Source organism: Gracilibacillus salitolerans (assembly GCF_009650095.1).
GTDB lineage: Bacteria > Bacillota > Bacilli > Bacillales > Amphibacillaceae > Gracilibacillus > Gracilibacillus salitolerans.
The window spans coordinates 3722222-3743732 of record NZ_CP045915.1; the positions used below are offsets into that span (position 1 = coordinate 3722222).

The following is a 21511-nucleotide window of genomic DNA, read 5'->3' on the forward strand; positions in this document are numbered from 1 at the left end:
TTGCGTTTAAATGCAAACAACCCCATTAGTACATAATGGGGTTGTTTTTACCAAAAGCATTGCCCGTTTCTGATGTATTAATTCTGCCATGTTGTCGTGACAGTATCAGTACCTTGATTTGGCACCGTGTAAGTGTGATTTGAACCACTTTCCCAAATCACATTACCTGAAGCATCTTTTTTAATAAACTTATATTCCAATTGTTGATTAGCAGGTACAGCAATATCATAATACCAATTTGGGTAAGAATATATCACTTGATTGAAAAATGGTCCTATTGCTTTATCAGGATCCCAACTTCCTAGTTCTTGTGTACTTCCAACGATATAAACATCACTTCCATAGTCAGTACTTGCTTGCTCCACAGCAAATCTCACCGGAATAAGGTGATTTGTTAAGACTTCAAAGTTTTCGTAAACATTACTTTCTACATTACTATCTGTCATTACTTTAACATCGTAAAGACCTGAAGATATATTTGGTATAGATATAACAATTTCTGAGTCACTCCATGATGAAATGGTAGCACTATTGTTTCCGAGGAAAACATCACCTTGAGTATCACCAAAGCCTTCTCCACTAATAGTAACCTCATTTCCAGGTTGACCAACCATCGGACCAACATGGCCTATTTTGGGGTTATTGTTGCTTTCTGTTACTTCCCACACAGCTACTTCATTTGGTTTTAAGTCAAAAGTAGCTACTAAACCATTTCCATTTACATCTATAGAACCTCCATTTAATAATCCATCTAATACATCATTATACCTTCCTTCTGGTAAGGAAGTATTCATATTTGATATAGAGTAATTTGTGTCGCTACTGTTTACAGCCGTCACAACTACATTATCGCCAAATTTTCTTTCATAGATATAAACATCTTGATTTAACCAACGTTCAGTCGTATCCCCATACCCTAAAGCTATATTATTTTGTCGAAGATGAGCAAGTTTACTAATAATTTGAAATGCATTTGTCGTTTTATCAAAACTAGGCATAGGTTTTCTATTCTCTGGATCTGCTTCTCCAGTTAAGTATTGTTCTGTTCCATAATATATAGTAGGAACACCACGAGAAGTTAGTAAAACTGCTAGTGCCATCTCTGTATTTACTTGAGAAGCATTGTCTTTTTGAAATCTGCTCATATCATGATTATCAATAAACGTTACTTGATCATTAACTTGGTCATAACTGTTGGATGTTTCCTCAATCATACTATGGTAGTCCAACCAGTTATCATCCTCTGACATAAGTACAGCTCTAATTTGTTGACCATATTGAAAATCTAAGAGACTCATTCCACTTTCATTGGCAAAATAATGATTTTTAGTATCTACTTCCCCTTGTCCTAAGAACCATTCTCCAAACGTAAACACTGGTTGATATGAATAAATGTGATTCATAAGTGTTTCTTGCCACCCTTGTGACATGTGTTTCACTGCATCTACTCTTATTCCATCGATCCCTTTATCTAACCATAATTCTATTGATTCTTTTAAATATTGATCGATCACTTCATTTTGCAAGTCGTAATCTGCTAAGTCATAAAGGTTCCTATAAATACTATCTTCATAAGAGGAAAAATCAGTACCTCCATTATGGTGAAATAGGCCAAGTGTATCATTAGAGTAATTACCAATTAAGCTACCTTTATCATAAATAGCGCCATTTTCAACATAACCTTCGTCTGTTTCCAAAGCTGGAGATGAGTGATTTGGTGTAAAATCCATGATAATCTTGATTCCATTACTGTGAGCTACATTAACCAATTCATCAAAGTCTTCAAAACTCCCATAAAATGGATTAGTTTCTTTGTAATCTCTTGCCCAATAACCATGATAAGAAGTATAGCCTTCAGGATGTATCTCATAAACGTTTTCAACAGGTTGAGAAATCCACAACGCTGTAACACCTAAATCAGTAAAATATCCATCATTAATCTTTTCCGTAATACCCTTCCAATCACCACCCATATATTTGTGTAAATCTGTTTGACTATACAGTTCGCCTTGTGGATTATTGGAAGTTTCTCCATCATGAAAGCGATCTGTTACAATTTGGTAAATAGTATCCTGTGCATAATTAACCTTATTAACATCTGAATTAGCTTTCAATACTGATGGCGAAAAGGAAATCATCAGTAGCACAACAACAAATAGCGCAATCGTTTTCGTATGTCTTTTTAACTTTGCCAACAAATTATTTCATCCTTTCCATTTTTTATTTCCTTCCATCTATCCTCCTTCCTGCAAAACAAACAACCCCGGCTTTTAATAAAAGCCGGGGTTGTTTGTAATAAATACAAAAGCAGTGCCCTCAATTTGTATAATTGTGTCTATCACTGTTGTTAACTTTATTATTACAATAACCGAAATGATCTGTCAATATATTTTTCTTTTCAAAAAGTACATATAATGTAGAAAAAAATATTTGAAAGTTTTTTATAGAAAACGCTTGCTTATATAAAAATTCCTATGTATAATTAAACCCAATAAAGCGCAATCGATTGCGCAAATCATTAAAAAGGGGAGAAATTATATGAGAAACATAAAATTATTTTTTGCTTTAATTACACTCTTATTTGCAATCGTTATCATTACAGCATGTGCTCCAGACAGAGAGGAAGACACAAATACAGATAGCAATGAAGCAAGTACATCAGAAGAAACTGTTGAAGAATCAAATGACTCTGCTGAAGCAGATAAACCAGAAGAACTAACAGTTTGGGCCAATGATGAAGAAGAGCAATTAGAAGCTATCGAGAAAATAGCAGCAGATTACGAAGAACAAAATGACATTACAGTTAATGTAGTTCCTAAATCAATGCTAGATCAATTAGATGAATTATCATTGGCAGGACCGGAAGGACGTGGACCGGATTTATTCTTTCAGCCACACGATCGAACTGGTGATATTGTTGCACAAGGTTTAGCACAACCACTTGATATTTCTGATGAACAGTTAGCTGACTACAGTGATGCTTCTCTAGCATCCGTTCAGTACGAATTTGAAGGTTCCAACGATATGTATGGTGTTCCTGCTGTAATTGAAACATACGGCATTTTTTATAACAAAGATATAATGGATGAGCCACAAACAATTGATGACTTACTTACTGCATTAGAGGAAAACACAGACGCTTCCCAAGATAAATTTGGATTTTTAATGAAACCGAACGACTTATATTTCTCTTATCCATTCTTTAAGAGTTTTGGTGGATACATTTTTGGCGGAGACATCGGTGAATATGATACAAGTGATATCGGACTTGCAAATGAAGGTGCTATCGAAGGTGGCGAACTCTATCAATCATTCTTCGGAGATGGAAAAATTCCCCCTTCCACCACAACTGATGTTATAGACGGATTATTTACAGAAGGAAAAGTTGGTGCTGTTATTAACGGGCCATGGAGTATCCCTAGTTATACAGAAGCTTTAGGGGATAGTCTTGGATTTGCCCCATTCCCTGAAATGGATGGGCAGGGAGCTCAATCATTAGTTGGTGTTAAAGCATGGATGGTATCATACTATTCTGACAATACAGAATGGGCTACAGATCTTGCATTATTTATGACAAATGAAGAAAATCAAAAACATTACTTTGACGTTGCTGGTGAACTGCCGACTAATACAAACGCTCTTGAATCTATCGAGGATCCAATTTTCAGTTCATTTAGTCAGCAAATTGAAAATGGAGTACCGATGCCTAGTACTCCGCAAATGTCTCAAGTTTGGGAACCAATGAATAATGCATTACAGTTCTTAGCTGAAGGGGAAGATCCTTCTTCCGTACTTCCAGAAGCGGTAGAACAAATAAAAACAAATATTGATGCTAGTGGTGCTCAATAAAACATTCACGGGGAAGAAAATAATTTCTTCCCTCTCATTTTTTCTGTCCTATTGGGGAGGTAATCAAATTGAATCACAATTCCAATAACAACTTTAAAAACCATAATCCTAACGTTGCTACAGTATTATCCATAATTTTTGCAGGGTTAGGTCAGCTTTATAATCGTAGATTTTTAAAAGGTACTATTTTTATTCTATTAGAACTTGCTTTTTTAGTAACGTTATTCGATACCATTAATTTCGGATTATGGGGATTACGTACGTTAGGTACTATTCCTGGTACAGATCACTCTATTCGATTATTGGTCTTTGGTGTCTTAGCATTAATTGCCACAGTTATTTTGATCGCATTATATGTAGGGAATGTGATGGATGCACGTAACCAGGCCAAAAAAATAAAAAATGGATGGAAGCCAAAAGGGCTTAAAGATACCATTATCGATTTTTATGATACTGCTTTTCCATATTTAATGACAGTTCCTGGGTTATTACTAATGATTTTTGTCGTCATATTCCCACTTATATTTTCAGTCTTACTGGCATTTACAAATTATAATTTGTACAACTCACCGCCAAGGAACCTTGTCGATTGGGTTGGATTTGAAAACTTTAAAGAACTAATTACTGTGCCAATCTGGCAAGATACTTTCATTAGTGTTTTAGCTTGGACCATTGTATGGACAGTGATTGCAACAACGCTGCAAATAGCTATAGGTTTATTCTTAGCGTTAATCGTAAATGACCCAAGAATTCGATTCAAGAAATTAATTCGTACGATTCTAATTTTACCTTGGGCAGTTCCAGCATTTGTTACGATCTTAATTTTCTCGGCCATGTTTAATGATGACTTTGGTGCGATTAACCGTGATATTATTATTCCTCTCCTTGGTGGAGAAGGGATTCCGTGGTTGAGTGAACCATTCTACGCGCGGACAGCGATTATATTAATTCAAACATGGTTAGGATTCCCATTTATATTTGCATTGTTTACAGGTGTTTTACAAAGTATCTCAAAAGACTGGTATGAAGCAGCAGACGTAGATGGCGGATCCCGTTTTCAAAAATTTCGATTTATTACTTTTCCACATGTAATGTTTGCAACTGCACCATTACTAATCATGCAGTATGCGCAAAATTTTAATAACTTTAATATTATTTACTTGTTTAATGAAGGTGGACCTCCTGTAAGAAACCAAAATGCTGGTGGTACTGACATATTAATTTCATGGGTATACAAGTTAACATTTGAAACAAACAACTATGCAATGGCAGCGGTTATCTCTCTAATTATGGGACTTATCATTTCTGGTTTTGCCTTTTATCAATTTAGGCAGACGAAATCATTCAAGGAAGAAGGTGAATTGTAATGAATCAAAAGCAAAAATCAAAAATCGAAGTAACTCTTATGTACCTTGTCATTCTTATCACTTCCATTATTATCTTTTATCCATTAGTGTGGACTGTGGGAATGTCTCTAAATCAAGGTACCAGCTTATATTCATCTTCACTTATTCCAGAAAATTTTTCGTTGGAACATTATAAATGGCTTTTTAGCGATGAAAGTGATTATTTATTATGGTATAAGAATTCACTGATTGTATCGATCTCAGTAGCTGGAGGCAGTGTGATCATTACCTCATTGGTAGCATATGCATTCTCTCGTTACCAATTTGTTGGAAAAAAGAATGCATTGTATATCTTCCTGTTACTACAAATGTTTCCAGTTATGATGGCAATGGTAGCATTATATATTTTCCTTAATATGATCGGAATGCTGGATACATTAACTGGATTAATATTGGTTTATCTAGGTGGACAAATACCATTTAATGCATGGTTAGTTAAAGGGTATTTTGACACTATTCCACGTGAACTTGACGAAGCAGCGAGAATAGATGGGGCTGGGCATTTAAGAGTATTTTGGAGTGTAATGCTTCCGCTAGCAAAACCTATTCTAGCAGTAGTTGCATTATTTAATTTTATGATGCCACTTTTTGATTTCCTATTACCATCAATCGTACTATCAAGTCAAGATAACTATACACTAGCGGTTGGATTGTTTAATTTTATTAATGATCGTTTCGCTAATAATTTCACTAGATTTGCAGCCGGTTCCATTTTAATAGCTGTTCCAGTTGCAACGGTTTATCTATTCTTGCAACGGTACTTAATTTCTGGACTAACAGCAGGAGGCACAAAAGGGTAAATATTGAAATTACTCTCCGCTTTATAATGAAATATATTTTGATATGAAGACCTGATCACATATAATAGAAATACAGAAATCTCAGACATTAATGCATTTTTACAAATCTAAAGGGTGAAAATTATGGGAGTGACAATAAAAGACGTAGCAAAAAAAGCAGGAGTAGCACCCTCAACAGTTTCTAGAGTTATAGCAGACAACCCTAGAATCAGTTTAGATACCAAGAAGCGTGTAAGAAAAGCGATGAAAGATCTGGGATACCATCCAAATATAAACGCCCGTAATCTCGCGGTACGATCTTCACAAGCAATTGGTGTCATTATGCCATCATCTGCTGATAAAGCACTACAAAATCCATTCTTTCCTGAAGTTTTACGTGGAATTGGCTCTTTTGCCCATGAGGCAGAATATTCTTTATACGTATCAACGGGTGGTAATGATCAAGACGTATATGAAGAAGTACAACGAATGGTAAACGGTAACAGGGTTGATGGTATTATCTTACTTTATTCACGAATTGCTGATCCTGTACAACAATTTTTAACAGAAAAAAATTTTCCCTTTGTCATTGTAGGGAAACCTTCTGAACAAGAAAGTGAAATTACGTATGTCGATAATAATAACTTTAAAGCGAGCAAAGACTTAACCAACCATTTGATAGACATCGGGCATCGACATATCGCTTTTATCGGTGGTTCAACGGAATTAACAGTAACCGTTGACCGGCTAAACGGCTATAAGTCTGCCATAGAAGAAGCAGGCTTGCCATTACCAAATGAATATACAGTACACGCGGAATTTCTAAAATCCGGTGGTCGTGATGCGGTCGAGCAACTATTTGCGCTAGATGAACCACCAACAGGTTTGGTAGTAGCTGATGATTTGATGTCTTTAGGGGTAATTAATACATTAGAAGAAATCGGTCTAAGTTGCCCTGAAGATGTTTCCTTAACATCATTTAATAACCTTTATTTATCTGAGATTACCACACCGCCTTTAACAACTGTTGATATTCAAATCTATCAGTTAGGTGTGCAATCCGCTCGTTGCTTAATAGAAAAGGCAAAAAACAAAGATGAGCCGGCTAAACGGATTATTGTTCCTTATGAAATTAAATTCAGACAGTCGACAAGGTCGATCACGTCTGAAACGGTGGAATAGTTTAAAAGGTATACCTGTTATCAGAACACAGGTATACCTTTTTTTAAATGAAATATGATTTACCGACAGTTGCTATCGTTGTTAGATTGGTGTATGTTTGTTTTGCCTCTTCAATAAGATTGTTTACATCTCCAAAATGTGGTAAATGAGTCAGCATTAATTGCTTAACCGCTGCTTGTTCTGCTAAAGCACCGGCTTGCCGACCACTCATATGACCTGGAATTTTCCCCTCATAGCCCTGATAAAGATTAGCCTCCGAAACTAATAAATCAGCATTTTGGGCAAATGAGGAAAGCGACTCTTTCCAGCCTGTATCTGCTGTAAACACAACACTTTTTCCTTTTGTATCTAAACGTACCGCTAGACAATATACAGGATGATCCGTTTTTGTTGTTTCAATTGTAAAAGGACCTATTTGGGATGTTTTCGCTAAATTATATGCTTGCGTATGCTCTTTATAAGATAGAGAGTGGAACTGTTCATCCCGATCATGCGCATATATTGCTAATGTTTTAGGTTGGTCTGCTAATTGATTTTGGATTAATTTTGCGTAATGAAGCGCACCGACATCCGCAATATGATCATGGTGGTAATGAGTGATAATCACCGCATCTAATTGTTGAATAGATATGTAGTTTTGCAACGAAGCAAGCACACCACTACCACAATCTAATAAAAGACGAAAGCCGTCTTCTTCGACTAAAAAAGAAGATGTAGCACTATTTGCTTTTGGGTAGCCTCCCCAGATACCAAGAGGGATAATTTTCATTCTCCTCAGCTCCTAATTCTTTTTTGAAAACCTGTGAACAATATCTTGATGATAGACAGTATTATTGAAATTCGCTATTTTTTGTCCTTCATCGCCTTGATGATGGACACTATTTTTGAAATTCGCTATTTTTTGTCCTTCATCGCCTTGATGATGGACACTATTTTTGAAATTCGCTATTTTTTGTCCTTCATCGCCTTGATGATGGACAGTATTATTGAAATTCGCTATTTTTTTGTCCTTCATCGCCTTGATGATGGACACTATTTTTGAAATTCACTATTTTTTGTCCTTTATCGCATCATTATCTCCATTCCCATTCCAAACATGAAAAAACCACTAGAAATCCTAGTGGCTTTACTATACTAATTTTCTACTCATTAATCAAAAATTCCCTTTGTCAGCTTCACCGGCATTTTTCACTGCTGCTTCCCGGTCTTTTGCCATTTCAGCGACTGATTTCACTTTTAGTCGTGCTGCACCTTGATAATCTTTGGTTGGTATCCGCTCAGCTTCTGCCAACCTTTTTTCAGCCTCAGCTATCGAGCCTTTGTATTGCGGTAGCCATTTCTTTTGAGCAACTAACATTTCATCTGTCATTTGCCAGATTTCTTTCGGATTACAAACAGCACCTACTAATGGATCCATCATCATCGCTTGACGTAATAAATAGTCATCTCCATGAACTGCTGCTTCTACTGCTAGGCGCTGAACGGAAATACTAACATTGCAAACAGCTGCAGGTCCTAAAGGTAAATCACCTACAAACGGCATGTTGATTCCATTGCGATCGACGTAACCTGGTGCTTCAATGATTGCATCGTCAGGTACATTCGAAATAATGCCGTTATTCACCCGGTTAAAATGGCCTCGGTATACCCGGCCTGTTTCTAAGCCCTCTAGAATATAGGAGCCATGTTCTTCACCACGGTTTTCCTCTTTATATTCAAAAGCTGGTTCCTTTAACCAATTTGGAAAATCAGTTTCAAACCAATTACGGCCCTCCGTGCAAACGCGTAAATAGCCACCTGTTTCCCCGTTTATCCAACTGTTCAAATCAATCCACTCGTTAATTTCTTCTGGACGCTTACGGTACCAAGGCACATATTCACTCAAATGTCCATTTGACTCAGTACTGAAATAACCGAAGCGCCGGAGCATATCAATTCTTACTTTTTCTGTATTTTTGTATTCGGAATGATTTTCAAATGCTTCTAATAAATCTCCGGTTCGATCCTGCCCATTTGTTTTTACTTCAATATACCATGTCTGGTGGTTGATTCCAGCACAAATAATATCGACTTCTTCTTTTTCCTTTCCTAAAACGTCCGCGATTTGTTTATGTCCATTCTGTACGCCATGGCAAAGACCTATAGTATTGACTCCACCATATTTGTTGCAAGCCCATGTTAACATTGCCATTGGATTGGCATAGTTTAACAGCAACACATTGGGGTCCGCAACTTCACGAATATCTTTACAAATTTCTAACATCTCGGCAATGCCTCTTTGTCCATACATAATTCCGCCTGCACTCAATGTATCACCTACACATTGATCAACACCATATTTCAACGGAATTTCCACATCATGTTTAAAAGCTTCCAGACCACCAATACGAACAACATTAAAAATATATTTCGCATCTGTTAAGGCAGCTCTTCTGTCTGTTGTTGCATCAATCGTCATATCAAGTCCATTTTCGTGAATATCTCGCTGACACAATTGAGTTACCATATCTAAATTTTTCTCATTTATATCAGTAAAAGCTACCTCTATTCCTCGAAATTCTGGTACTGACAAAATGTCACGAAGCAATCCTCTCGTAAAACCAATACTACCTGCACCGATAAAAGCTATTTTAAATGACACGTTCCTACCTCCTTTTCGTCTTTAATGGTATCTTACCACTAAAGGAGTGTAAGCGATTTAAATATTATCGACACTTGATAAGAATATGTGTAAAATCCTAACTTTCTTATATTTCACGAAAATGTTCTCGATAGGACGATGGTGATAATCCTGTTTCCTTTTTAAACAGATTGCTAAAATATTGACTTGTGTTCACCCCAACATAATTGGAGATTTCAGTAACTGGAATTTCCGTATTGACAAGCAACATTTTGGCTTTATCCAGCCGCACTTTGGTTATGTATTGATTAATTGTCATTCCCAACGAAAGTCTGAATATTTTATGTAAGTAACTTGGATGAAGGTGTGTAATACGTGCAAGATTATCTACCTTTATCTCTGTATCATAATGTTCATGAATATAGGTTAGTGCTTTTTTTAGATGCTGGTTATCTGTCTGTTCATTATGTTCACGACGATTACGGTCAATCCACAATAGTAACTGGACCATTAAATTATCGATCAGCAACTGATTGTTTGCTGACTGATGGTCCAATTCAAGGACGAGATGTCGTAATGTAAAATACACCGCTTCATCATCTTTTAATAAGAAATACCGCTCGTTCTGATCAAATAGTGTTTTTAACGATGGATGTGTTTGAAAAAGCTGATCGATTGACATGTAGTGACTGCGATCATTGCTATGAAAGATAAATTCGACATTTAACATCCGACAAGGATAATCCGTATCAATGATTAAACGATGCTTCACATGGCCCTGTATAAAAATATACTGTCCCTTCCGCATATCAACAATCCGGTCATCGATTTCAATTTGGCATTTGCCATCAATGACATACATAATCTCCATCGCAGGATGATGATGCAATTCCATCTCAAACTCGTGCCAGCGTTTATAATAATAGGCCACTGCCTTCGGAAATTGTTGCACGATCTTCCCTCCTTCAGATTTAAAAAAAAGCTAGAAGATATCCTCCTAACTTTTTCAAACTCTCCATTTACGTACTTCTGTGATTTTTTCATCAAAAAAGGCAAGCACATCATCGATCTCTTGTTTTAATAACGTTAAATCTGTGGAAAGCCAGCGAATAAGAATGCCTTTACCATCAATATCCGTCATCCCTGCCCGATGATTCTTCGCCTGTGATAACCGCTGCTGCACATCCCATTCATCAAAAGGGTGATTCGGAGAAATGTACCAAATGGACGCAACATATGGAAATGATTCCGTCATCCCATGATGAACCAGCATCTCTTCACTTCTATCAAGCTGAACCGGGTCATACGCCAAGCATTGCTCTTCTGCCCAGATCTCCATTAGCGAATAATAATGATAATTGGACACGTGATCTAAATGGACGATTTCCGCCCAGACAAATTCCGCATCTCCTGTGACATTCACTTTGATATGTTGATTGATGTTACTATTATCACTTGGGATTATCTCTCGTTTGTCAAACAATAATAATGCTTCTTCTTCGATATTACAGTTAAATTGAAGAGACTGCTTAGGCAGAGTTTTTGCATCAGATCCATCATCTAGCAATTTAATATTAGATGCTTTCTTTACCGTAAAATCAATCGACATTGGTGCTTCTGTCTTATTCAGCCCATCCATGTTATAAGTTGTAAAGACTCGATGGGTTTGATCTGCTTTAGCGATTTCTAATGGTTGATCTCCCTTATAATCTAGGAGATTCACCTTCTGAAACCGTGCTTGTAACTGCTTATTCGATTCCATCTTGAACCTCCATTAAGATATAAATAATTTAGATAAAAGATATTTATGCTGCATAGCGGATATTTCCAGACCGATCGCACTATTCTGCATATCTTTAAACTGTAATGTCATTGCCAATTCAGTTGCTTGATCCACTTCTGCTAATGCTTCTAATGTGACTTGTTCTGCGTCTTTTGGCGCTAACGGGATAGCTCTTACCGCATGCTGAACCAGATTTGTTAAGGAAAAATATAAATAGGTTTGAATCGTTGCAAACAAATCAAAACCTTTCTCGTAAGCGTAAAGACTATATACAATAACATAATGGTTTAATGAATCTCTATCCTTTATTTCCTCCGACCACTTAGAAAGAATAGGCGATGTTTCAATCGACAGCAGCCGATCCAAGAAACGATTTCCTGCTTGACGACTGGTCTTCTTTAATTCCAGCACATTTTTTCTAGCGTTATATATTTCAGCAAAATACAAGACTTGATCCCAGTCGTTTTTCTTTAGCTTTAAAAATATTTCTTTAATCAGTATTGCATCATTATATAACAAATAGCTCCCTATATAACTGTGACAAAAGGAGGCTAGATCTTCCTTAGAATTAATTTGCTTAGATCGGATATACATTTCCATTCCAATTGCGTGCGCTACCTGGCTTTTTAAGAAAGATGAATGGTGCATATGTAATAAATGTAATAGCTTTTGCGAATCATTCGTACTCATCCAATCCCTCCATTCCTCTGTTTATTATATCATAATCAAAAATGATGATTGATAACTTCTTTCGATCGATTTGTTGCTGACTTGAAATTAATGTGAGACTTCTATCAGTGATGGTCTTTAATCACCCACTAGGCGCAGCGAAACTTATTATGAAATTATCCTTCTGTTCTCCCCATTTATACTTTTTCAATATCCTAATTCTTAAAATGGGGACTTACTGAAGTGATAAAAATGATCAAAGACTGGTTAGCCATCACCTCTCCTGATCCTACTGTCTTTTAGTGTGATTCCTCCAAGTGAATATTTTCCTATCAAAACTTTTTAATTACAAATATATAATCAAAAGAAGCATTTATAAATGTATACAACCTTTATTTTGACTAATACTATGTATAAAAGAGGTTTGTGATATAAGTGAGACGCCAAAAAGTGAGAAAACAATCTGATGTAATATCATTAGATATAATGGAAAATCAAAAGCAATTAGATAAACAGTTTACAAATTGTTCTGACTTGAAACTTTTTCATTGGCAATACGGACCTCAACTTAAACATAAAGCTTTTTCTGTATTTTTTCATACAATGGTGCAGCAAAAAGAGCTCAATTATATGAAAGAATCCATGCAGGATCTAGTAACACACGAAATTGGACCAGCAGAAGAAGTGAATTTGGAAGACGTGATCCGTTTCTTTAGGCAAAATGGTATCTCTTCACAGAACGCAAAAGTTGTAAAAAGCTTTAATGAAGTAATAAGTGATATATTAAGTGGACACGTTGTTATTTTTTTTCATGGTTGGGATCAAGCGTTGTCTTATTCCCAAGCAAAACAAGTCAATGTCAGAGAAGTATCAGAGCCTACCGGAGAATCAGTGGTAAAAGGGCCTCATGAGGGAACAGTTGAACAATTAGATCGAAATATCGGGCTTTTGAGAACTCGTTTACAAAATTCTCATTTTAAGATAGAACAATTTAAAGCAGGGGGAACTACGCAAACAGAAATCGCGTATGGATACTTGGATGGCGTTGTGGATGAAGGTACATTAGCAGAATTTAAACAAAGACTAAAACGTGCTAAAAAAGAGGACATTTTAGAAACTAGTTATATTGAAGAATTGATTGAAGATGCTAATTATTCCCCTCTACCACAACACCGATATACAGAGAGGCCAGACACAGCAATCGCCGCTGTTTTAGAAGGGAAAATTATCGTATTGGTACAAGGAACAGGGACTATCTTAATCTGCCCCGGACTTTTTACAGAATTTTTTCAAGCGAGTGAGGACTATTACCATAGAGTAATATTTTCTACCTTTATTCGGCTTATTAGAATAGTTGCCTTTTTTTTAGCATTGACGCTGCCAAGTATTTTCATAGCCTTAACAACCTTTCATCCAGAATTAATTCCAACAAACCTGTTAATGGCAATTCTTGATACACGTGAAGGCATACCGTTCCCAGCTTTTTTGGAAATTGTCTTGATGATTTTTTTCTTTGAATTACTTAGAGAAGCAGGGATTCGGTTACCTAAAACGATTGGTTCGGCCGTAAGTATCGTTGGAGCATTAATCATTGGTGAAGCTGCCATTAATGCAAACATCGCGTCACCTGCTGTTGTTATTTTGGTTGCGTTGACCGGTATTGCTTCATTCGCCATCCCGCAATACAGTATTGCTATCGGTATTCGCTTAATGCAAATTCCTTTGATGATATTATCTGCTGTATTAGGTGGCTTTGGAATTATGATTGGCTTCATACTTATCATGCTGCATATAACCAGTTTAAGATCATTAGGACAGCCATATTTTAGTCCATTAACTCCATTAAGACCGAGACAAATATTAGATGTTCTTATTCGTGCACCATTGAAAATATTACAAGGTTCACCACGAAAACGGGATAGACGTAATATATAAGTTCACCTCACAAGGATGATATGTTAATGAAAAGATTGTTTACAATTGGAATATTGCTTATTCTGACAGGTTGTTGGAGTAGCAAAGAATTAGTTGAGTACGGTTTCATCATGGGAGTGAGTTTTGATGAAAATGAAAATGAAGAAATAGAATTTTATGCCCAAATATATTCTCCAGCAGAAACCATTGGGGGAACAAGTGGTAGCGAAACTCCCTTTTATACTAACATTAACTTAGAAGGGAAAAGTGTCTTTGAAACTGCTCGTGACATTCCTTTACATTTAGGAAGAAAAGCTCAATGGAGTCATATGCGAGTACTATTAATTGGAGAAGATTTCGCTAAGGCTCATAACATAGGAGATGTTCTTGAATTTTTTTACCGAGATCATGAAACACGTCTCATGTCTTATGTCATCATTACAAACGGAAAAGCGTCTGATTATTGGGAAATGAAACCATTTATTGAACGTACCATCTCACAAGAGCTACGTACCATACTTGATAATTCTACTAATTTTACAGGAAAGTCCACAAAAAGTAAGCTGTTAAATGTAGCTATAAATTTATCCAGTAAATCCAAAACAACATTGATTCCATATATTAAAAAAGCAACCAATGACTCACTAACACCAGTAGCAACCGGCGCGGCTGTTTTGCAAGAAGGTAAAATGGTAAATTATGTAGATCCAGCAGATTTAGAAACTTTAATCATGTTAAACGATGAATACAAGGGAGGTATTATCAACTTTCCTTGTATGAATAATGAAATAGAACATCTAAAAGAAGCACTCGAAGTTTATTCTCTTGAAACCAAATTATCTCCTCAATTAAATCAGGAGTCCTTGTTTATTAATATCACAACTAAAATTAATGGTTCTTTGGGAGAATTGCAATGCTCTTCTGTCACAACAGCAGATGAATTAAAGAATTTGGAAAAACATATCGCCGAAAGTATTCAAGCCGATATGAATAATGTCATTCGCTATTTACAAGAAAATGAGTTAGATGTTTTAGGGATTGCAGACAAACTTTATCAACAAAAACCTCAACTTTGGAAAAAACACCAGGCAGATTGGGGTATGTTGTTAGCTGGTAGTGAAGTTAATCTCGAGGTTGAAGTGAAAGTCGATAGTACAGGTATGGCTGGCGGAGAAAAAGTAGTGGAGGAATAAGCATTGTTTGAAAATATTCTTTTTTTAACTATCGTATTTATGGCTATGTGGTTAGCTGATTTTCGAAGAATTACGCATAGCAGCTTTCGAGATCGAATCATCTATCTGATGATGATGATTCCGATTCTTTATTTAAGCTTGATTTTTGTGATGGATTTAAAATGGCCGAATCTCGACGATCTTTTTCATTCTATTTTTTCCAATCCTGCCAAACAGATTGTAGACGCATTAAAGATTGTAAAGTAGTGTATGATGTAAGGGGAGTACAAGCATGAAAAAAACAGAACCAATAACAACAGGGCAAATGGCATGTTTGTTTTTTGCCTTCTTACTAGGTTCCGCTATTATTAATATTCCACAACCTTTAATAGAAGCAGCTAAAAATGGAGCTTGGATATCTGTTATCCTAGCAAATGGATGTGGGATGGGTTTAATAACATGCATTTTTTATTTATATCACAACAATCCTGCTTTGAATTTCATTGGTCATATTCAACAAAAATTCGGAAGATCGTTAATGCTTCTATTTAGCATCCCCATCGTTCTGCAGCTGTTTTTAATGCTATCATATATTATTATGGATATTGGCAATTTCTTCACCACCTCTATGATGAAGCAAACACCTTCTTATATGTTTCACTTTTTCATTTTACTCGTTTCTGCTTTAAGCGTGAGGACAGGTTTTGAAGTTATGGCGAGAATGTTTGTCTTACTTTTATCTTACTTATTATTTTTTTCAATCATTGTGATTATATTAACTATCCCTTTTTTTCATGTAGAGTATCTTTTGCCTGTTTTACCAGATGGGATTAAGCCCGTTTTGCATGGTGCTTACCGTAACTTGGGATTTCCCTATGTTGAAATTATTTTATTTTCATTACTATTACCATTTGTTCATAAAAGTGAGCGAAAATCACTGCAAATAAAGATGTTTAGTGTAGTAATTATACACGGTTTATTACTAATTCTTGCTGTTGCTTGTATTATTATGGCCTTTGGTCCTCTAGCAGGAACATTAAAGTATTCATTATTTCAATTGGCAAGGTTGATCAATATAAGAGAAATCGTTACTAGAGTTGAATCATTTATCGGTATAGCCTTAGTAGTAGGTTCCTATATGAAAGCAACGATCACACTATTTATCCTTAAGGAATTACTTGGCAGTGTGTTTCGATTGGAAAATAAAGACATTATTATCTTCCCAATTACATTAGTTTCTCTTCTTCTATCACTGACATTGTTTACAAATGAGCTTGAGTTTACAGAGGCTGTTCAAGTAGTGTATCCACTTTATACAACAGTTATTGCAGTAATCCCTTTATTGTTTATAACGGTTGTAACACTTATAAAAGATGGTAATAACAGGTAAGTGGCTGGTTATGCTAAACCTATTTTTCTTAGGTAATCTATACTCATTTGGACACTTTTTAATGGATGTGGTGAGACATCCTGTTCAACAGAAGGAGAAGCTTAAAATAGCAGCAGTAAGTTTTAAATGCAGTTAGTGGAGATAAGATGAGATATTCCATGTTTTTTTAAAGTGAGACTCCTTCAGTGGGAGCCTTACGGACGATTAGCACCGTGACAAAAAGATAATCTAAGAAAAACCGGGGAAATTGAGCTGATCCCCGCCTGATCCGTTTCATCCTTACACATAAGATGGATTATACGAAATAACTATTATCTTAGTTGTAATTTTGAAATCTTCAGTGTGCGAAACTGACGCAGTGGCCAGTCGGAGTGATATAAATGCTCACATGCATTTCAAATAATCACATCACTTATGTCGCATATGTCTCAGTCAAGTTGATGCTTGTTAGAAGACATTTTCCTTTATCAAAGCGAAAATTTCACAGATTTAATAAACGGGATATCACCGATTTTTTCGTGATACCCCTACTTCATTTCTATCTATGGTTACTTAATCAATCTTAAAGTGATACTGTGTCAACTTCCTGCAAATATTTCTTCATATATTTTTTTACTAATGTTGCGGATTTTACTTTGAGTGGTAATTGATCCGAAATCTTCATCCGGTACTTCTTCTGTAAAATAGCTTGTTTTAGCTCATCACTGTTCCGACAGTCATGGTCAAACTCATTAACGATACTGCCGTATTGTAAAAATTGATGCGTATCACTTCCGCCTACAACCGGTAAGCCGATTTCATCCGCTAATGCAAGCAATTCCTGCTGACAAGCTTTCACTCCCTTTGCATATAAATCTTTACCATTCAAATCAAGTGCGTCCAACCTTTTTAACTGCGCTTTCGAAACATTTTGCGCTAATGGGGTACTGTCACGATAAGGATGTGCACCAATTGTTAATACGTTATACTGATCAGCAAGATCCATCAACAGGTCAAATGGAATAAAATGTTCTTCTTCCAGATGGGCTGATAATTGCTCTCGAATGGAACACACTTTCTTTCGATCACCAATTAACAAAATATGTCCCACTTCTTGAACATCCACTTCAACTCCTGGGAATAACTTCACCCCATCGACATCATAATAACCATCTATATACCTATAATGCTCATCTAAAAATGTATAAATATCAAAGAACCGAATGGTATTAAAATGCTCAGTAAGTGCTAAAGCTGTTAAACCATTTTGTTTCGCCTCGCCCATCATCTCACGGAGATAGTCGGGCATAAAACTAGATTTTTTTGAAATCTTTACATGACTGTGAAAATCAATAATCATCGAAACACCTTCCTATAACAATATAAATAATCCAATTACATAGATTCCTGAACCAATCAAGAATAAGTAATCCTGTCGTTTCATTTTTAACGATGCTAATTTCAATTTCTTTACTTCCAGGTGATTAAAACCGTACATACTTCCTTTTGTTTCTAATGCCTCTACTGTTGTTCGTGCTCTTTTAGCCGTTGACAACAATAATGGATAAAAAGAAAGCATGGCAATCTTGACAAAATAAATAATCGAACGAATATATAAGAAACCATGTTTTTCAGGAGCTTTCCCACGCAAACGAAACGACTGAAACACATGATGATATTCCTCTAACAATGTCGGTAACATACGGTATCCATAGGCAATACTGAAAGAAACCTGTCCTGGCACTTTAACTTTGAGTAAACCATCACTCAATTTATCTGGGTTCATGGAACAAAACACTGTAATACTTGCTAGAGAAATAGTCGATAATTTGACGGTTAAGACAAGCAACGGTAGCATCGTTGACCAATTACCGCCAAAAAACAAAGAAACAACTAGAAGGTATCCACCTTGTCCTAACAAGCCTAAACATAATATAAAAATAATTAATGGACTTATTTTTGCCATATACGTGGTAACAATCATAAACAAACACATACCGATCAATACACGAATATCATGAATAAACCATGGTATGATACCAAAGAACACGTACCATATAAATAATGTTCTCGGATCCAACTTTGCCAAGAAAGTATCCCCGTTACCATATGCCGTATTGAGCAATTCAATTTTCACTTGTTCTACCGATAACTTATCGGCAAGTTTACGCGTATACTCCATTACCTACTTCCTCTCTTTGATAGCGCTCGGTAAATTCATCTACTGTATATGCTGGATCTAACCATCCTAGTGATTTTGTAAGGGTAAAAATTTGCGGTGGAACAAGTCCTGCTTTTTCCAATAATCGATAATTTTGAAATACAGAGGTACGATCCCCATCATGTATGATTCTTCCTTCATGCATGACAATAATCCGATTAGCAAATTCACAGGCTAACTGCATATCATGTGTAGCAATCACGACTGCTTTTAACTGTTTTTTTAAACTGTCTAGCAATATGGTAATATGCTTTCTAGTAGCGATATCCAAATTAGCGGTAGGTTCATCTAGCAGCATGATCTCCGGATTCATTCCTACCCCAATTGCAAGCGATGCTCTCCGTTGCTGACCACCACTCAACAATCGACTGTCTCGATCCGCTAAATCCGTTAATTCAAATTGTTCTAGTAGAGCTTCCACTTTCGCTTGATAGTCTTTGATTTTACGAGACTTCATAAAAAAAGCTACATCTTTCTCGACGCAATCCTCAATAAACATTTGCTCAGGATTTTGATGAATATAGGTTACTTTTTCCGCTAAATATTCGGGAGGCACTTCTTTTGTATTTTCTCCATCTACCAAAACTTCTCCAGACGTAGCTTTTACCAGCCCTGTCATTAAGCGCATAAAGGAAGATTTACCGGCACCATTGTTACCGACTAAAGCGATATAGTCCCCTTCATGAATCCTACAATCAACTTCATATAATACTTGTTTCTTTTCTCTTGCGATCGTTTTATAAGCAAAGTTAACACTTTCGAATGAAACAATGGCTTCCTTTTGCTTAACAAATGGGATATCTGTCACTTTTTTCGGTTCCGTATCAGAAAAGAGAGAAAGCGCTTCTTCCAACGTAATTGGCAGTCTTCCTTCTACTTCCAATTCACGTGCTGATTGTGTCACCTGTGGTGGGTAGATGTGGTGTGCAAGTAAGGTTTCCACCTGATTTAACGCTTCTGCAACTGGTAAGGAAAAATGGATAGTCCCTTTATCCATCAGTACCACTTTCTTCGCATAGGAGGCCACAAATTCAGTGTGATGTTCAATAACGATAATCGTCTTGCCATACACTTGATTTAATTCAGTCAAAATATCATAAATATCTTTCGCATGATGAGGATCCAGTTGTGCGACTGGTTCATCGATAATAATGATATCCGGATTTAAGGAAAGCACACTTGCCAGTGCTAATAGATGCTTTTGACCACCGCTTAGCTGCCAAATAAATGCGTCTTGTTGGTCTTCCAACCCAACTAAATTCAATGCACGCAGGCCTCTTTCGCGATAGTCGTGATGTCCGTAGTGCAGAGGGGCAAAACACGCATCCTCTAACACTTTCGGGCTGACAATCTGATTCTCAAAGTCCTGATAGACATACCCTACATGCTTGGATAAATCCGCCACTTTATAATCAGAAGTTTTATAACCATTAACTGTCACTTCACCGGAAAAATCGCCAACATAATAATGAGGTATCAATCCATTTAACAATTTACACATCGTTGACTTACCGCTACCATTGCCACCTAATATTGCAATAAAATCCCCTTTTTCAATGGATAGATTAATCGTATTTAATACGGGTTGTTCGGCACCTGGATATTGAAAGGTGACGTTTTTTATTTCTATTTGAGATGTCATGATGGTATCTTTTCCTTCTGTTGATCGGTATCATTCGTTTTCGATTTTTTCTTGATCATGAACGTAATTGTGATTACAGCCACCAGTAAGGCAACCCCAAGACTTACCCAAATGAACCAATCACCGAACATTTCCAGGAAATCTACTTCCCATTCGACCAGATTAATGCCGGATTCTGATAGAAATTCGAAGAAAAAGGCGACAGCCGCTAATAAAATACCTGTCACGATTAATCGTGGTCCAATGATTTCTCCTAATGAGTAGCGGTCATTACGGTCTCGAGGCTTCATACCTAATAATGGTTCAATTTTCCCGTATAATCGTGGCACTAAATATAATGTTGGTAACAAAGCAAATAGGATACCTGAGAAGAAGACATCATTAAGAAAAGAGAAACCCTCAATGACTACAACACTTTCGACTAAACCTGGTACAGCTTCCAGCTCTTCCACACCGACCCAAACTTTTAGAATATCGACCATTGCACTAATCGCCTGGTGAATGATCACACCTAACATAGCAGCGGTTCCAACTTGCCATTTATTTTTTGGATCGCGAACAAATGTCCCTGCCACATACATCGCTAATGAAAAGGCGATAAATTTCTCTAATTCCCCAAAACCGCCGAATTGCCCGAGCATAATTTCTCCGAAAATCACTTCCCCTAAGGATGCACCAATTGCAGCATACAATGGGTGAAACAAAATACATAATGTTAAAGGAATAAAGGCAAAATACTCGATCGAAAATTCTATTGGACCAAAGTATACGCTTGGTACCAATTCCGTAATCATATTCGACAGACCATACAATGACATGGACAAAATAAATACCATCATTTTCTGTGACTGTGTTAATGTATAACGTTTGTTAACTGTAGTCATTTTTCTACCTCCTTTATTTGA

General features: G+C 36.4%; 19 protein-coding genes. 8 read left to right on the forward strand and 11 right to left on the reverse strand.

Going from position 1 to position 21511, the window contains the following annotated elements; genetic code table 11:
• Positions 1-77: 77 nt before the first annotated feature.
• Positions 78-2195, reverse strand: a complete 2118-nt coding sequence (locus GI584_RS17885) for an alpha-amylase family glycosyl hydrolase (protein WP_228552269.1) — start codon at positions 2193-2195, stop codon at positions 78-80.
• A 343-nt stretch (positions 2196-2538) separates the two neighbouring features.
• Between GI584_RS17885 and GI584_RS17890 the strand changes: the two genes are divergently transcribed.
• The 4 genes from GI584_RS17890 to GI584_RS17905 all read left to right on the forward strand — a co-directional run bounded on the left by GI584_RS17890 (position 2539) and on the right by GI584_RS17905 (position 7216).
• Positions 2539-3849: a sugar ABC transporter substrate-binding protein gene (locus tag GI584_RS17890; protein WP_100359435.1), complete on the forward strand. Its 1311-nt coding sequence runs from the start codon at positions 2539-2541 to the stop codon at positions 3847-3849.
• Between the two features lie 68 nt (positions 3850-3917).
• Positions 3918-5216 (forward strand): carbohydrate ABC transporter permease, encoded by a 1299-nt coding sequence (locus tag GI584_RS17895; protein ID WP_153792067.1) that lies wholly within the window; start codon positions 3918-3920, stop codon positions 5214-5216.
• Positions 5216-6055, forward strand: coding sequence for a sugar ABC transporter permease (locus tag GI584_RS17900; protein WP_100359433.1), 840 nt, complete (start codon positions 5216-5218; stop codon positions 6053-6055). The genes GI584_RS17895 and GI584_RS17900 overlap by 1 nt, the downstream gene beginning before the upstream one ends.
• A gap of 123 nt (positions 6056-6178) precedes the next feature.
• Complete coding sequence (locus GI584_RS17905) at positions 6179-7216, forward strand: LacI family DNA-binding transcriptional regulator (protein ID WP_153792068.1); 1038 nt, start codon at positions 6179-6181, stop codon at positions 7214-7216.
• 43 nt (positions 7217-7259) lie between these two features.
• Here GI584_RS17905 and GI584_RS17910 read toward each other — a convergent pair whose 3' ends face one another.
• The 6 genes from GI584_RS17910 to GI584_RS17935 form a co-directional block, all read right to left on the reverse strand.
• Complete coding sequence (locus GI584_RS17910) at positions 7260-7985, reverse strand: MBL fold metallo-hydrolase (protein WP_153792069.1); 726 nt, start codon at positions 7983-7985, stop codon at positions 7260-7262.
• A 12-nt stretch (positions 7986-7997) separates the two neighbouring features.
• Positions 7998-8249 (reverse strand): hypothetical protein, encoded by a 252-nt coding sequence (locus GI584_RS17915; protein ID WP_194842030.1) that lies wholly within the window; start codon positions 8247-8249, stop codon positions 7998-8000.
• A gap of 120 nt (positions 8250-8369) precedes the next feature.
• Positions 8370-9857 carry an alpha-glucosidase/alpha-galactosidase gene (gene melA / locus GI584_RS17920; RefSeq protein ID WP_153792071.1) on the reverse strand — a complete coding sequence of 496 codons (1488 nt, stop codon included), beginning with the start codon at positions 9855-9857 and terminating at the stop codon, positions 8370-8372.
• 106 nt (positions 9858-9963) lie between these two features.
• Complete coding sequence (locus GI584_RS17925) at positions 9964-10788, reverse strand: helix-turn-helix transcriptional regulator (RefSeq protein WP_100359428.1); 825 nt, start codon at positions 10786-10788, stop codon at positions 9964-9966.
• Positions 10789-10842: 54 nt separating this feature from the next.
• Positions 10843-11598, reverse strand: a complete 756-nt coding sequence (locus GI584_RS17930) for an urease accessory protein UreD (protein WP_153792072.1) — start codon at positions 11596-11598, stop codon at positions 10843-10845.
• Positions 11599-11610: 12 nt separating this feature from the next.
• Positions 11611-12309, reverse strand: coding sequence for an urease accessory protein UreF (locus tag GI584_RS17935; RefSeq protein WP_100359426.1), 699 nt, complete (start codon positions 12307-12309; stop codon positions 11611-11613).
• Between the two features lie 414 nt (positions 12310-12723).
• On the opposite strand from GI584_RS17935, the gene GI584_RS17940 reads away from it, so the two are divergent.
• From GI584_RS17940 to GI584_RS17955, 4 genes are read left to right on the forward strand one after another with little or no spacing between them, the layout of a single operon-like run.
• A complete protein-coding gene (locus GI584_RS17940) occupies positions 12724-14223 on the forward strand; it encodes a spore germination protein (protein ID WP_325063410.1) in 1500 nt (499 codons plus the stop codon).
• Positions 14224-14249: 26 nt separating this feature from the next.
• The gene (locus GI584_RS17945) at positions 14250-15395 is read left to right on the forward strand and encodes a Ger(x)C family spore germination protein (RefSeq protein ID WP_194842031.1); all 1146 of its coding nucleotides are present in this window, start codon (positions 14250-14252) and stop codon (positions 15393-15395) included.
• Between the two features lie 3 nt (positions 15396-15398).
• Positions 15399-15641 carry a hypothetical protein gene (locus GI584_RS17950; RefSeq protein WP_153792074.1) on the forward strand — a complete coding sequence of 81 codons (243 nt, stop codon included), beginning with the start codon at positions 15399-15401 and terminating at the stop codon, positions 15639-15641.
• 25 nt (positions 15642-15666) lie between these two features.
• Positions 15667-16764, forward strand: coding sequence for a GerAB/ArcD/ProY family transporter (locus GI584_RS17955; protein ID WP_153792075.1), 1098 nt, complete (start codon positions 15667-15669; stop codon positions 16762-16764).
• Positions 16765-17326: 562 nt separating this feature from the next.
• On the opposite strand, the gene GI584_RS17960 is transcribed toward GI584_RS17955, so the two are convergent.
• Genes GI584_RS17960 through GI584_RS17975 form a run of 4 tightly spaced genes read right to left on the reverse strand, consistent with a single transcriptional unit; the run spans position 17327 to position 21490 of the window.
• Positions 17327-18103, reverse strand: a complete 777-nt coding sequence (locus tag GI584_RS17960; protein WP_153792076.1) for a PHP domain-containing protein — start codon at positions 18101-18103, stop codon at positions 17327-17329.
• Between the two features lie 12 nt (positions 18104-18115).
• Positions 18116-18925, reverse strand: coding sequence for an energy-coupling factor transporter transmembrane component T family protein (locus GI584_RS17965; protein ID WP_153792077.1), 810 nt, complete (start codon positions 18923-18925; stop codon positions 18116-18118).
• Positions 18909-20606, reverse strand: coding sequence for an ABC transporter ATP-binding protein (locus tag GI584_RS17970; protein ID WP_153792078.1), 1698 nt, complete (start codon positions 20604-20606; stop codon positions 18909-18911). The genes GI584_RS17965 and GI584_RS17970 overlap by 17 nt, the downstream gene beginning before the upstream one ends.
• Positions 20603-21490: a DUF8171 family membrane protein gene (locus GI584_RS17975; RefSeq protein ID WP_100359419.1), complete on the reverse strand. Its 888-nt coding sequence runs from the start codon at positions 21488-21490 to the stop codon at positions 20603-20605. Before GI584_RS17975 ends, GI584_RS17970 begins: the two co-directional genes overlap by 4 nt.
• Between the last annotated feature and the right edge of the window lie 21 nt (positions 21491-21511).